The 13,217-nt window shown below is 40.2% G+C and carries 12 protein-coding genes; 4 read left to right on the forward strand and 8 right to left on the reverse strand.

Going from position 1 to position 13,217, the window contains the following annotated elements:
• Window positions 1–7 precede the first annotated feature (7 nt).
• The 3 genes from EHW67_RS14385 to rlmB all read left to right on the forward strand — a co-directional run bounded on the left by EHW67_RS14385 (window position 8) and on the right by rlmB (window position 3,553).
• Window positions 8–1,708, forward strand: coding sequence for a SusD/RagB family nutrient-binding outer membrane lipoprotein (locus tag EHW67_RS14385; RefSeq protein WP_126163076.1), 1,701 nt, complete (start codon window positions 8–10; stop codon window positions 1,706–1,708).
• Between the two features lie 17 nt (window positions 1,709–1,725).
• Window positions 1,726–2,616: a hypothetical protein gene (locus EHW67_RS14390; protein ID WP_126163077.1), complete on the forward strand. Its 891-nt coding sequence runs from the start codon at window positions 1,726–1,728 to the stop codon at window positions 2,614–2,616.
• A gap of 190 nt (window positions 2,617–2,806) precedes the next feature.
• Complete coding sequence (rlmB, locus tag EHW67_RS14395) at window positions 2,807–3,553, forward strand: 23S rRNA (guanosine(2251)-2'-O)-methyltransferase RlmB (RefSeq protein ID WP_126163078.1); 747 nt, start codon at window positions 2,807–2,809, stop codon at window positions 3,551–3,553.
• Window positions 3,554–3,664: 111 nt separating this feature from the next.
• Here rlmB and EHW67_RS14400 read toward each other — a convergent pair whose 3' ends face one another.
• The gene (locus EHW67_RS14400) at window positions 3,665–4,414 is read right to left on the reverse strand and encodes a rhomboid family intramembrane serine protease (RefSeq protein WP_126163079.1); all 750 of its coding nucleotides are present in this window, start codon (window positions 4,412–4,414) and stop codon (window positions 3,665–3,667) included.
• A gap of 135 nt (window positions 4,415–4,549) precedes the next feature.
• Here EHW67_RS14400 and EHW67_RS14405 point away from each other — a divergent pair, with 135 nt between their 5' ends.
• Window positions 4,550–5,827, forward strand: a complete 1,278-nt coding sequence (locus EHW67_RS14405; RefSeq protein ID WP_126163080.1) for a replication-associated recombination protein A — start codon at window positions 4,550–4,552, stop codon at window positions 5,825–5,827.
• Here EHW67_RS14405 and EHW67_RS14410 read toward each other — a convergent pair.
• The 7 genes from EHW67_RS14410 to EHW67_RS14440 all read right to left on the reverse strand — a co-directional run bounded on the left by EHW67_RS14410 (window position 5,824) and on the right by EHW67_RS14440 (window position 13,212).
• Complete coding sequence (locus EHW67_RS14410; RefSeq protein WP_126163081.1) at window positions 5,824–6,732, reverse strand: hypothetical protein; 909 nt, start codon at window positions 6,730–6,732, stop codon at window positions 5,824–5,826. The two genes, EHW67_RS14405 and EHW67_RS14410, sit on opposite strands and share 4 nt — an antisense overlap.
• Window positions 6,733–6,940: 208 nt before the next feature.
• Complete coding sequence (locus EHW67_RS14415) at window positions 6,941–8,377, reverse strand: DUF5723 family protein (RefSeq protein ID WP_126163082.1); 1,437 nt, start codon at window positions 8,375–8,377, stop codon at window positions 6,941–6,943.
• Window positions 8,374–8,916 (reverse strand): hypothetical protein, encoded by a 543-nt coding sequence (locus EHW67_RS14420; RefSeq protein WP_126163083.1) that lies wholly within the window; start codon window positions 8,914–8,916, stop codon window positions 8,374–8,376. Before EHW67_RS14420 ends, EHW67_RS14415 begins: the two co-directional genes overlap by 4 nt.
• A 64-nt stretch (window positions 8,917–8,980) precedes the next feature.
• Window positions 8,981–9,670, reverse strand: a complete 690-nt coding sequence (locus tag EHW67_RS14425) for a YjjG family noncanonical pyrimidine nucleotidase (RefSeq protein ID WP_126163084.1) — start codon at window positions 9,668–9,670, stop codon at window positions 8,981–8,983.
• Window positions 9,663–10,901: a polysaccharide deacetylase family protein gene (locus tag EHW67_RS14430; RefSeq protein ID WP_394343592.1), complete on the reverse strand. Its 1,239-nt coding sequence runs from the start codon at window positions 10,899–10,901 to the stop codon at window positions 9,663–9,665. Before EHW67_RS14430 ends, EHW67_RS14425 begins: the two co-directional genes overlap by 8 nt.
• 122 nt (window positions 10,902–11,023) lie before the next feature.
• Window positions 11,024–11,722 carry a RadC family protein gene (gene radC / locus EHW67_RS14435; protein ID WP_126163086.1) on the reverse strand — a complete coding sequence of 233 codons (699 nt, stop codon included), beginning with the start codon at window positions 11,720–11,722 and terminating at the stop codon, window positions 11,024–11,026.
• A 152-nt stretch (window positions 11,723–11,874) separates the two neighbouring features.
• Window positions 11,875–13,212: a Gfo/Idh/MocA family protein gene (locus tag EHW67_RS14440; RefSeq protein ID WP_126163087.1), complete on the reverse strand. Its 1,338-nt coding sequence runs from the start codon at window positions 13,210–13,212 to the stop codon at window positions 11,875–11,877.
• Window positions 13,213–13,217: the final 5 nt, after the last annotated feature.

Here is a 13,217-nt window from a genome sequence, read left to right on the forward strand (position 1 = left end):
AAGAACTATGAAAAATATATTCAAAATAAATCTTAAAAGCCGCACAATGTTCGCTGTAGCATTGGTGTCTTTACTTTTCTACAATTGTAGTGACTATTTGGATGTGAACACAGATCCAAACAATCCTACAACAGCACCGCTAGATCAACTTTTGACCGACGCGGAGACGAATTTTAACCTAATCACGGAATTTAGGGTTTATATGGCGGAAGAACTTTCTGCCTATGTACACCAGTTCACTTTTCGTGAAGAACAGGATCAATATGGTACCCAGCCCGATAATGCAGATATTCAAAATTCTTGGGATGTAGCCTATTCGGTAATAACTGCAACAGACATTATTATTGAACAAGGTACTGAGGAAAATGAATTGATTATGGTAGGTATGGCACAAGTTATAAAAGGCTATACTGCTACAATTATTGCAGATATTTGGGGGGATGCTCCTTTTTCAGAGGCATCCAACCTAGCAAATGGGGTTGTTAGCCCAGTCTTTGATAGTCAAACATCAATCTATGAAAACGCCTTGGCCTTAATTGATACTGGTCTAGCCAATATTAATAGTGGTGAGGGAACAAATCCAGGCACACAAGATTTATTTTACGATGGTAACATAACCAAATGGAATAAATTTGTAAACACTCTTAAATTAAAATTGTACAATGAAATTAGATTGTCATCATTATTTGATGCCGGCAAATTAAATGCATTAATTTCAGCAGATAATTTTATGACTAGCAATAGTGATGACTTCCAATTCCCTTACTCTACTACCCAATCTCCTGCAGAGGAAAGAAATCCACTTTATAGAGCTTCCTATTTAACTGGACAAACTTCTCACTATGCCAGTCCTTGGTTTTATGAAATCCTAAAAGGATGGAACCCTAATATCCATAACGGACTTGAGGATCCACGACTTCCCTACTATTTCTTTAACCAGTTGACCCCGGGTGAATTACCTCCAGATGTTGGGGATCCAACCACAGGTGACCCCAAGGCAGATTATTGGGATAGAAACACAGGTTTTCACACTATTAGATTCGGTAGCATAAGCGCCAATAGGGATTTTGCCTCTAGGGAATCATCCACTTATCCAGGAATATATCCTGCCGGAGGTAGATATGATGATGGCGAAGGAGGGGATGCCGATGTAGATGCCGGAACTGGTGCAGCTCCACATAGGTTATTGACTTTTCATGAATATCTTTTTATCAAAGCTGAATTAATTCAGGCGGGTGTAATTTCTGGTGATGCAAGAACTACTCTTGAAGAAGCAATTACTGCTGCATTTAAGAAAGTAGATGATGTTGTGGCAAATTCAGAAACCGATCAAACAGTTCCAACTCTAGACGGTACTACAGCTGTTCAAGAGTTTATAGATGGTATTTTGGCAGAATATGATGCTGCTTCGGATGACAAGAAAATGGAAATCATTATGACTCAAAAATGGGTATCAACCTTTGGTGACCCATTTGACCAATACAATGATTACAGAAGAACCGGATACCCGGTATTGGCGGATCCTAATGGACCATCTCCAGAATATCAGTTGGACAATGGCGACGACTGGCCATTGGATGATAGCGAGACAACGTTAAACAGACCATACCAGGTTTCCCTATTCTGGCCACAAGCCGAATTGAACGTTAATGAAAATGCACCTGCCCAAAAAGATGCAACTACGTATAAAATATTTTGGGATAACTAATACATAAAATTCATAACATGAAAAACATATATATATTAAGTCTCTTTTTAGCCTTATTTGCGCTAAATACGTCATGTGATGATGACGGAGGCACTTCAGTCATTCCTTTGAAAACAGGAGCTCTTCCAGATTTTGCAGTGGTGGAGGGAAGTCCAGCTTTTATAGACCTTACCGGATTAGACAATCTGAATTTACAGTTTACTGTGGGGGTTGGAGTTGGAACACCAACATCTTTTGATTTGAAAGCTTTTTACGCTACTGTTGATGGCGATTTATACGGACCGGTAATATTGGATACGGGAGTAACCACCTTTCCCAAAGAATATTCTTTAACCAGCTCCGACATTGTCAGTGCGTTTACTGAGTTAAATAGCACTGATGATATTCAACTTGGTGATATGTTCAAGCTTTATACTTCCTATACTTTTGATGATGGATCTCAATTAGAAGTTTTAAATAGTGAAGCCGAGCCCAATTACTACGCCGCCGATTTTAATCAAATTTCAGATTTTAAAATAAATTTGGATTATATCGTATCTTGTCCTTCCGATTTAGGTGGGGATTACAGCGTGGTTAGTAATGGTACTTCTACAGACGGAGCACCTGTTAACAATCCATTGGTAGACTTTGCTTACAATGTTACTCTGACAGACAATGGGGGTGGTAATTACACCATTTCTGACGGAGTTGCCGGTGTATACCAAGATTGGTACTGTACTCCTTATGGGTATTGTTTTGAAACGGCTGGTACCATGACCGACATCTGTGGAGACCTATCTGGGTCTTGGACCGAATCCTTTGGATGTGAAATTACCCTCACAGGGACAGTAAATGCAGACGGAACATTGTCAATAGAATGGGAAAATTGCTTCGGTGATTCTGCTACAGCAGTTTATACCCCTTTATAAATATATTACAGACCCCTTTCAATTGATAGGGTATACGATTAAAGCATGAAGAGGCTGCCCTTTTTTTAGGCAGTCTCTTTTTTTTTCTAAATAACGGAGTAAAAGTAGTTTTAACACAATGCAATGAATTATTATAGCCTTGCAACCACAAATGCGCTCATATATGTAACATATTTTCTACCTTTACCCCATGAAAAACACCCAGCAAATTTACGGCATTAGAGCAGTCATTGAAGCCATAAAATCCAATGAGCCCATAGACAAGGTTTTTATCCAAAAGGGACTAAAGGGAGATCTCTCCAAGGATATGGAAACCTTGATCCGTAAAAACGGTATTAGCGCTTCCTATGTACCAATTGAGAAATTAAACCGACTTACCAAGAACAACCATCAAGGTGTGGTAGCCAACATATCCCCAGTCGCATTTTTAACCGTGGAAGAATTGGTAGAAAATGTATTGGATCAAAACAAGACACCTCTTTTCTTATTATTGGACCAACTATCGGACGTACGTAATTTTGGGGCCATTATTAGAACCGCCGAATGTACCGGTGTGGATGGTATCATCATCCAAAAAAAAGGAGCCGCCCCTGTTACGGCCGATACCATTAAAACATCTGCCGGTGCCGCCTTTCGTGTTCCCATTGCCAAGGTAGACCACATAAAGGACGCCGTCTTCTACTTACAGGCTTCCAACATACAGGTAGTTGCTGCCACCGAGAAAACTGAAAACACCATTTACGATGTATCCTTTAAAGAACCCTGCGCCATTATCATGGGATCTGAAGACGTGGGCATATCCCCGTCTATATTAAAGGCTGCAGATCATATGGCCAAACTACCACTATTGGGAGAAATAGGTTCTTTAAATGTTTCCGTAGCCTGTGGCGTATTCCTTTATGAAGTGGTAAGACAACGACAAGAGTTGCTGAAATAGGCATTCCCTATCCACTTAGCTTCAACACTCACTAGTTTTGGGAAGATAAACGCTGTCCAATGTGGGTTTTGTACTTTTATTCCAAAGAAGAATGAAAGAGCTTTGCCCTGTCTAATCATCTTCCTTCCCTTCTCCAGAATCCTTTTTAAAATGATACTTAATCACAATATCATCATCCAAAGAGGCAGACTCAGGAGGCTTGCTTTCTATAAAATTTCCATCTTCGTCAAAATGTTTTAGAAACTCGTCCTCTTCCTCATTATAGTCCTCCCGCTCCCATTCATATTTCCTAGGCTTTGGCAAAGGTGCTTTTATAACAAATGCCAGAAACAGTCCCGTAACAAATCCGCCTAAATGACCCTCCCAGGATATACCCTCCTCAACTGGAAAAATATACCACAGTAAACTTCCATAGATAAAAACCACCACAAGGGACAAGGCTACCAACCTATAATACTTGGACAAAATACCTTTAAAAAAAACAAAACTGACCAATACATAGATCAGCCCACTGGCCCCTATATGATAAGAAGGCCTACCTATAAGCCAGGTGATTACTCCTGACAGTAAAACACCCCATAGCAGTACCCTAAATACTATTTCCCTATAGAAATAAGCCAAAGATGCGGTAAGCACCGCAAGGGGTATGGTATTATTGTACAAATGCTCTACAGAAGAATGTATAAAGGGACTTAGCACAATCCCCCTCAGTCCTTTTAAAGTTCTTGGATATACCCCATAATGATTAAAATTGACCTGATACCTAATTTCAAACCAATAAACTGTCCATATAGAAAGCACAGCCATCATGGGCAATAAGACCACTAAATTGGTAAATTTAAAATAGCTACTTTCTCTCATAAGCCGAAATATAACTATTCCTACAATATTGAAACCAAAAAAGTAAAAACGGCTAAATTGTCATAATCATTCATATACACTTTAAAAGTATGGATTAGGAGCAATCCTCTTCCAACTTTGTTTTATTTTTACATTATGAACGAGCCATTAGCAGAAAGAGTACGCCCAAAAACATTGGAAGATTATATAAGCCAGAACCATTTGGTGGGAGAAAAAGGATCATTGACCCATCAAATAAAGAAAGGCATCTTGCCATCATTGATTCTTTGGGGCCCTCCTGGCACAGGGAAAACCACCTTGGCCAATATTATAGCCCATGAAAGTGGTCGCCCCTTTTATACCTTGAGTGCCATAAGCAGTGGCGTTAAGGATGTAAGGGAGGTGATAGAGAAGGCAAAACAGAGTGGAGGATTGTTCACCACCAAAAATCCCATACTATTTATAGATGAAATTCATCGCTTTAGCAAATCCCAACAAGATTCCTTATTGGGAGCCGTGGAAAAGGGCTGGGTGACCCTTATAGGAGCCACAACGGAAAATCCTAGCTTCGAAGTAATTCCTGCACTGTTATCAAGATGTCAGGTATACATCCTAAATCCCTTTGGTAAGGAAGACCTAGAAGCCTTGCTCCACAGGGCCATGGAACGGGACAGCTTATTACAAAAGAAAAAAATAACCCTTAAGGAAACCGAAGCACTATTGCGCCTTTCCGGAGGTGACGGCAGGAAATTGCTGAATATATTTGAACTTATCATTAATTCGGAAGATACGGATACCGTTGTTGTCACGGACGAATTAGTCCTAAGCAAAATACAGAAGAACACCGTTCTATACGACAAAACCGGGGAGCAACATTACGATATTATTTCGGCCTTTATAAAATCGATCAGGGGAAGCGATCCCAATGCCGCAGTTTACTGGCTGGCAAGGATGATTGAGGGGGGAGAAGATGTAAAATTTATAGCAAGACGCTTACTTATATTAGCCTCTGAAGATATTGGCAATGCCAATCCAACTGCCTTGGTCATGGCCAATACCACATTTCAGTCGGTTACCACCATAGGCTATCCAGAAGCGCGTATAATCTTAAGTCAGTGTGTTATTTACTTGGCCACCTCACCTAAAAGCAATGCCAGTTATATGGCCATCAACAAGGCTCAGCAAACTGTTAAACAAACTGGCGACCTTTCTGTTCCCTTGGCACTGCGCAATGCGCCTACCAAACTAATGAAAGATCTGGGATATGGGGAGGAGTACAAATATGCACACGATTATGAGAATAATTTTATAGCCGAAGAGTTTATGCCCAAGGAGGTAGCCAACACAAGCTTTTACCGTCCAGGAAAAAATCAACGGGAAAATGCCATCAAAGAATTTTTAAAAAAACGTTGGAAAGACAAGTATGAACTTTAGAATTTAATATTCAGTTCCTGTCCCATTAACTTATCACCTTCGTAATATTCAAAATACCACTTATCCCCTTTTTTAAGAACAAGGCCGTTACCCACATCCCCGTTTGCAATAAACACATTGGCCTGGGAGGTTTTATAAATCTTTAAGGTGATTTTTGGAGTACTGTCTACCAATTGATACCCATTGGCAATTGCCTGGGCGTACAAAACACCTGTTCCTTCAGTCTGGTATTTTACATTCGGTAATTCCATGGAAGGCATATTTTCTGCCTTGGTAATATTGGACTGAACCGGTTCCTTGCTTTTGTAGGACTGCTCCTCCAAGGTGGCTTTTTGTTGCACGACCTTCTGTAGGTTAGATTCGGCTCTATCCTCAGCCCTATCTGCAAATCTTATGTCTTTATCCTCTTCAGTAACGTTTTCCAACTGTTTAACATCATTTTTAAAACTTACGGTCGTGGGTGCGGTATCCCCACTGGGCTCATATTTATACCCCACCCCTGTTAAGGTTTGAAAGCATTCCTTTATGGCCTCGGTATAGGCCGCTTTGTATTCCTTTTCCTTACTAATACCCTCTTTGGTGGTATAAACCTCATTGGATAAGCAGTCTTTGAGAACAAGCGTTACCTTGGTAGTAAACAAGGAGGAATCGTCCTTCAATTCCAATAATAGTCCAAGGCACCTGTCACCCAGTAGATCTATCGGCAGAGCATTGTCATAAACCGCATTAAAACCGTTCTCTACAAGCATGTATTTGATCAATGTACTGGTCTGATGCTGATTGGCTTTTTTAAAGGCTTCAAATTTCGTAGGCACTATTATGTATTTGTAATTGTTTAATTGTGACTGCGCCATTCCTTTATACCCAAATATGGCACACAATGCTAATAAAATAATTTTTTTCATTTGTTTATGTTTCTTTGTTCTAAGGGAAATTCTGGTTCTTATAGCCACAAGGCTCCCACAAATGGAGAATATGGTTGGCACTACCGGTAAAATGGTAGTTTTATATACAACATTTGCCCCTTCTTTTTATAATTATGTGACGGTAATTATGTTACAAAAATGATACCAAGCTCGACAAATGCGTAGACAGCTCGCTTGTAATTGAACCTTATTTCTTTCCCCAAGATATGATATTTAATCCTATTTGAAAAGAAGAATAATGAGTATCCGCCAGGTTGCTATAAGCCAATAAGTTATCGGCCATGGCGTAAATATTTACCGGCCCTGCCTGTATGTTTAACCCTAAACCAACATTGGAAAAAGAAAACTTATCCACCGTATAGGTTCCTTTTAGGGCCAGTGCCCTACCAAATCTATGTAAGTAAAAGGCCGTAAGAGCTGCCTGTGGTCCCTTAGGGCGATTAATTACATACAATTGTCCCCCAAGCCCATTTGCATACTTGGTGTAATCCCTTCTTTTTGACACCATATAATTGCAGTCGCAATCCATATTGGTCTTTGTAATTTTTCCAAAATTATAACGTATGGAGCCATAGAGCTTAGTAGGTCTAAAATAAATATAACTATTGTTATTGGTTCCATGGGGAACCAGCGCATCCACTTCATCAACAAGATCTTGCCAAAAATCGGTATTGGAATTGGAAAAGGCATCTGGAAGAATCACCTCAATGCCTTCTACAGTAGCACTACCCTTAACGGTAAAGTTTTTTACATCGGTGGAACTATACACAAACCCCAGGTCCAGGACACTACCGGTAATTACGGTCTGTTTGTTTAGCTTATAGGTGAATCCCAGGTCCAGACCAACACCCAAATCCCCTCCAAAGAACATTCTTTTTGTTATTATCCCTGGCAAAAGGGAACTGTCGTTATCCAAAGCATCCTCAATTTCATTGACGCCCGATGACCTTAATTCCAAATCCGCATTCAAGGTATTGGCAAATATATTATTTTGCCCCTCTGTGGTAACAAAATACCCCTTATTTCTTGTAGACGAAAAATTAAAAACACTGGAGTATAATTTGGCCCTGGCTCCCAAGGTCCATTTATTATCCACTCGCTTATTAAGACCAAAATGAAAGACATTTACCATTTCCCCTCTGGTACTTAGGTGACTTATATCAAACTTTCTGTCCAACTGATCTGCATTACCTTCAAATGCCAGAATAGCATAGTCCTTTAACCAATAGCCTATGGCATCCCCTTCACTATAGATTCCGAAAGAATAAAAATTATCGGGGTTTTTACCTCTAAACCCCCCGCTCAATAATTCTACCTGATAGGTACCACTAAGTTCATCGCGTGGACTCATCCCATATATGGCACGGTCCCTAACCTTGGTGTTAAAGTCCAATCCGTCATCCGCAAAAAGATCGCTTACACTTAGCCCGCTACTCCCCGCTTGCACAGAGATACCCGATAAGGCTGGTATACCGGCAAACCATTGAAAATCTGTAGACATGCCTGGATTGACCATTAAGGCCTGAGGTATTTCCGTAAAATCGTACAGTATTTGTTTGTTTTGCCCAACCATAAAGCTGCACCCCAGAAACCAGGCCAATAAAATAAGTTTACAATTTCTCATTTTAATCGGAGCCTAAATTTCCCACTAGACCTAAAAATAATCTTTGGATCTGGCAGATTGGATACACTACTGTTATCGCCCAAGTTCTGGACATTTATCCTTATCCCGGAAGTATTTTTTATGATTTCTATGCTTTTCCCGCTACCTGTTCCATAAGCCACTTGGATCTGGGTAAGAGGCGTTGGGGCCGGATCGATATGAAAATACTGGTCGTCCAAAACATTTCCCTGCTCATCCAAAAATTCAACCGTAGCCTCCAACTCCTTGCTGGTGGTGTTCTCTATCTCATAAAACATATAGCCATCCAAGACCCTGTCCGCAAAAGCATCTTCGGAAAAAGCATCAAAATTAAAAACTTGGGAATAAAAATTTTGCCCTGGTGATTCGTTTATTATTCTTTCAGGGGATTCTACATACAATATACTGGCCTCTACAGTTGGAGTAATCTCCAATTCATCATATTGATCAAAATTCAGTTTTTCTACACATGAATTTAGCCCTAACAATAATAGAAGCGTAAAAAATACTCTATATCTCATACCAAAACATCCTATAACTACAATTAATATTTTGTTGTTATTGTCTTACCCCAAAATAATAACTCTATAAATAGGATTTTATTTCACTGAGCTCATGAATCATATCACAGATATCGTGTTTTGGTCCATTATTGGTATTAAAATGCAAGGTATGTAGACCCACTGCCTTTGCCCCTATAATATCGGCCTCCAAACTATCCCCAATCATCATGCATGTATTGGGCAAAGCATTGGCTTTGCTAAGGGCAAGTTTAAAAATCACAGGGTCAGGTTTTTTAACCCCGGCCATTTCAGAGTTGATAACCTGGTTAAAATAAGTATCTATTTTGGAGTTCCTTAGCTTTTTATGCTGTACTTCATGAAACCCATTGGTAATGATATGCAAGTTATACTTAGGTCTTAAATAGTTTAAAATTTCAATCGTATTGGGAAAAAGATGGTTATAGGTGGATAAATATTGGATATACTGCTCGGACAACCTATTTATCAATCCATTGGAAACCTCAAAGCCAAGCCTGTCAAATGTTTTTTTAAGACGCTGAAACCTAAGATCCTCCTTTGATATTTTGCCTTCCCTATAGTATTTCCAGAATTCAAAATTTATAGGGATATAGACCCTTAAAAAATCTTCCAAATCAACATCAACACAATTTTCATGCAGTATCCTTTGAAAGGTAAGCGCAGAATTCCTTTCAAAATCCCAAAGGGTATGATCCAAATCAAAAAAAACATCCGTCACTACATTCTTAAACATGTACACGTTTTAAAATACTACTATACAAATTTTTCCAGTTCAACTTACTTTCCCCTCCAATGAGCTCATTGGAAAATACGGTAATAAATTTCCCTTTCACCCTTTTGGTTTCCAAATAGAGCTTCTCAACAGCAGAAAAGGCCTCTTTCCTATTCCTATATTTCAACAATCCGTAGTCATGTACGGCAAAAGGATGGATTTTTATGGGCTGTTGCACTTCCAACGGAATATCATAAAAATAAAATGGCGTACAGGTACCTGCTCTATAACCAATTTCATGGGTATACCCCATGGTATAGTCATCGGTAAAACCTGCTTCTATTAAATTCCTATAGGTCTCCGGAATATCTACCCTGTTATAACGCATCCGGGAACTGCTTACCGATCTGTGTATGACATCCGATAGGTTCTTTTTCTCTTCCTTTAGGAGCCCTATGTCGTTAAAGGAGCTATAGGAACAGGAAAGGGAGACCTTATCGTAGTCTGCGACCGACTTAATAAGATATTTAAATTTATTGTTATTAGGCGATACGTTTTTGTCATAGGTGGAATATTCTGCAAATTGGAAAAAGAACATACCTCTCACCTTATTTTGTTTGTGCAGCTCTACCAGTTCCAAGAAATTGTCGTACGGATCCCTTTTTAATTTTGCCCATACCGAAATTCTATCCACTACCCGTCCCAATTTAAGGGAGCCCACGTCATACAGCAAGCCCGAAATACCTCTTAAAAAACCACGGTACGCAAAACAGTGTGATGACGAAACATCTACTATAGAGGTATATTGATAGTTTCTAGGCTTGTGCTCCAAATCTTCAAATTTCTCCTTTAATAGAAATAATAGTTTTTGAGCCCAAATATCTACAACCGGCTTATCCAAGAAACCATTTTGAAAGGCCAAACTTTCCTTGGGCGGGAACCTTCCGTGCATATCCTTTACATGGGGCAGATACTCTTCATACCTGCTGAGTAAATAAAAACTGGCCGAAAAAATATCGAAGGGAAGATTGCTCCTTTCCCCGGTAGAGAAGAAACAGGGGCTCCCTTCCCAATCCGAAATATGAATCTGCAAATCGTTTATTCCCTGCTCAAATAGCAGGTCATTACTCCTAACAAAAAACTCGTTTTGAAGTGGCTGCTTCGTATAGGTAATCTTAGGCCCCGTATGTTTTATAAAATCCTCTACCTTGGTGGTATAGGACACCTCTATCCCCAGGATAGTGGTAAACATGTGACGCATTATATAACTAAAGCGGTGGGTTATTTTATGGGTATAGATTAGCAGCATAATTACCTACTCCTTTTATTATATTTTTCAATTATTAGTACAATACCTGACATGGAATACCCGGTTTAGAGTATATTTTCATCTGCAAAACTAAAGTATTCTTTTTGGGTGATAATAAGGTGGTCCAAAACTTTTATATCCAACGCTAGGGATGCCAGTTTTAATTTTTGGGTTATTTGCTTATCCGCTTCACTGGGCCTCAACGTTCCGGAAGGATGATTGTGGGCCAATATGAGACCTACGGCCCCCAGTTCCAAGGCTTGTTTTAAAACCAAGCGAACGTCTACCAAGGTTCCTGTTATGCCTCCTTTGCTAAGCTGACCAGCCTGTAATACACTATTGGAGTTATTAAGAAATACAATCCAAAATTCCTCATGTGGCAACTCTCCCATAATAGGTTGCAATAATTCAAAAACATTTTTACTACTGCTAATTTTGGTAATTTTACGGCCCTCTTCACCTCTGCGCCTACGACCTACCTCCAGGGCGGCAGCAATAGACACTGCCTTGGCTTCCCCTATGCCCTTAAATTGCTGAAGTTGGTTTATGGAAAGTTTACCCAATTCATTTAGATTATTGCCTACAGATGCCAATATTTTTTTTGATAGCTCTACGGCACTTTCATTGCGACTGCCCGACCCGATAAGAATGGCAATCAATTCGGCATCCGAGAGTACAGACCTACCTTTTTGCACTAGTTTTTCGCGTGGCTTATCGTCATCGGACCAGTTTTTTATGGAGAAGGAAGTGGGCTTCTGTTGCATAGTCTAAAGATAAGAATCTTAAGCATTTACCATACTATTAAAGCGGGATATTGCTAGTATTTCCCATACCTCCCTTATATAAAAAAGTCCGACCACCCCTATCGTTCTCATGAACATGGGATGTCGGACTTTATATAATTTGGCAATATTCCTTAAAAGTCCCTGTACGGAGCGTCTAAAAATTTATTGGCTTCCGGTTCCGAGAACTGGGCAGTATTGGTATCCCAGTGCAAGGTTTTATTTGGAAAACGGCCGGCAATTACCCCAAGCAATATAGTTTCCGTTAATCGGGCCGAATAGTCAAAGGGTGCACTACATTCGTCCTTGCCCAAACAAGCATCAACAAACTGATGGTAGTGCTTATTACCCTCAGGGCCATAATCCCTTACTGGCTCCCCAATGGCCTCCTGATCCTTTATTATGGACAGGTCCAACTCCTTGTATTCACCATCTACAATATGCCTTGGCAATTGCATAAAATGTGGCAACAACAGTCTCCCTTTTTCACCTATGAACATAGCTCCCTGTCCGGGCAACTCTTCATTATTGGGAAGCTTTAGATCTTTATGCTTTTTTGGAGCTCCAGGACCATCATACCAAACCCACTTTAGGGTATCCCCGGTATATTTGGTCCCTGGAAAGGTATAGGTCACCGTATTATTTTCTGGAAAACCAAAACCTGTAGGCTTTCTACATTTATTTTTGATGGTCATAGGCACATCCAATTGCAAGGCATTATAAGGGGTGTCAAAAATATGAACACCCATATCCCCTAGGGTACCACAACCGTAATCCAATAGTTTTCTCCAATTGGCAGGATGGTAATAGCCTTCCTTATAAGGTCTTTCGGCCGAAGTTCCCAACCATAGGTTCCAGTCCAAATTGGCAGGAACTGGATCGGACCCCTTAGGCTCAGGACCATTAAATCCCCAGTTCTTGGGCGACCAAGCCCTTACCGTATGTACCTTACCTATAATTCCAGATTGGATTAACAAGGTGGCCAATTTATAGTCATAAAAAGAGTGTACCTGAATTCCCATTTGGGTAACCAGGTTTTTTTCCTTGGCCATCTTCCTCATTGCCCTAGCTTCGGCCACATGGTGCGTTAACGGCTTCTGACAATAAACCGGTTTTCCCAGGTCCATAGCCATCATAGAAGCAGGAGCATGGGTATGATCGGGCGTTGAAACGATTACAGCATCTATATCATTCTTCATTTCTTTGAGCATTACCCTGTAATCTTTATAGGTAGCGGCCTTTGGGTGCAATTCCTTGGCAGTTTGTAAGGCCTTGGAATCCACATCGCACAACGCTACCACATCTACCAACTCATGCGATGATATGGCTGCAAGATCGTTGCCCCCCATATTACCAACACCAATATGCGCTGTTCGCAACCTGCCATTCTTACTCAAGGCCCATACCGAGGATGGTAACATGGCCGTTAATCCCAGAGCGGCCGTACTTTTAAGAAAATCTCTTTTTTTCATATTCT

Origin of the sequence: Arenibacter aquaticus, assembly GCF_003957295.1 — a bacterium.
In the GTDB taxonomy this organism is placed as follows: Bacteria; Bacteroidota; Bacteroidia; order Flavobacteriales; family Flavobacteriaceae; genus Arenibacter; species Arenibacter aquaticus.

What these genes read in the sequence shown, in the direction of transcription:
- EHW67_RS14385 (WP_126163076.1), top strand. Translation starts at nt 8, where the DNA reads ATGAAAAATATATTCAAAATAAATCTTAAAAGCCGCACAATGTTCGCT.
- EHW67_RS14390 (WP_126163077.1), top strand. Translation starts at nt 1,726, where the DNA reads ATGAAAAACATATATATATTAAGTCTCTTTTTAGCCTTATTTGCGCTA.
- rlmB (WP_126163078.1), top strand. Translation starts at nt 2,807, where the DNA reads ATGAAAAACACCCAGCAAATTTACGGCATTAGAGCAGTCATTGAAGCC.
- EHW67_RS14400 (WP_126163079.1), bottom strand. Translation starts at nt 4,414, where the DNA reads ATGAGAGAAAGTAGCTATTTTAAATTTACCAATTTAGTGGTCTTATTG.
- EHW67_RS14405 (WP_126163080.1), top strand. Translation starts at nt 4,550, where the DNA reads ATGAACGAGCCATTAGCAGAAAGAGTACGCCCAAAAACATTGGAAGAT.
- EHW67_RS14410 (WP_126163081.1), bottom strand. Translation starts at nt 6,732, where the DNA reads ATGAAAAAAATTATTTTATTAGCATTGTGTGCCATATTTGGGTATAAA.
- EHW67_RS14415 (WP_126163082.1), bottom strand. Translation starts at nt 8,377, where the DNA reads ATGAGAAATTGTAAACTTATTTTATTGGCCTGGTTTCTGGGGTGCAGC.
- EHW67_RS14420 (WP_126163083.1), bottom strand. Translation starts at nt 8,916, where the DNA reads ATGAGATATAGAGTATTTTTTACGCTTCTATTATTGTTAGGGCTAAAT.
- EHW67_RS14425 (WP_126163084.1), bottom strand. Translation starts at nt 9,670, where the DNA reads ATGTTTAAGAATGTAGTGACGGATGTTTTTTTTGATTTGGATCATACC.
- EHW67_RS14430 (WP_394343592.1), bottom strand. Translation starts at nt 10,901, where the DNA reads ATGTTTACCACTATCCTGGGGATAGAGGTGTCCTATACCACCAAGGTA.
- radC (WP_126163086.1), bottom strand. Translation starts at nt 11,722, where the DNA reads ATGCAACAGAAGCCCACTTCCTTCTCCATAAAAAACTGGTCCGATGAC.
- EHW67_RS14440 (WP_126163087.1), bottom strand. Translation starts at nt 13,212, where the DNA reads ATGAAAAAAAGAGATTTTCTTAAAAGTACGGCCGCTCTGGGATTAACG.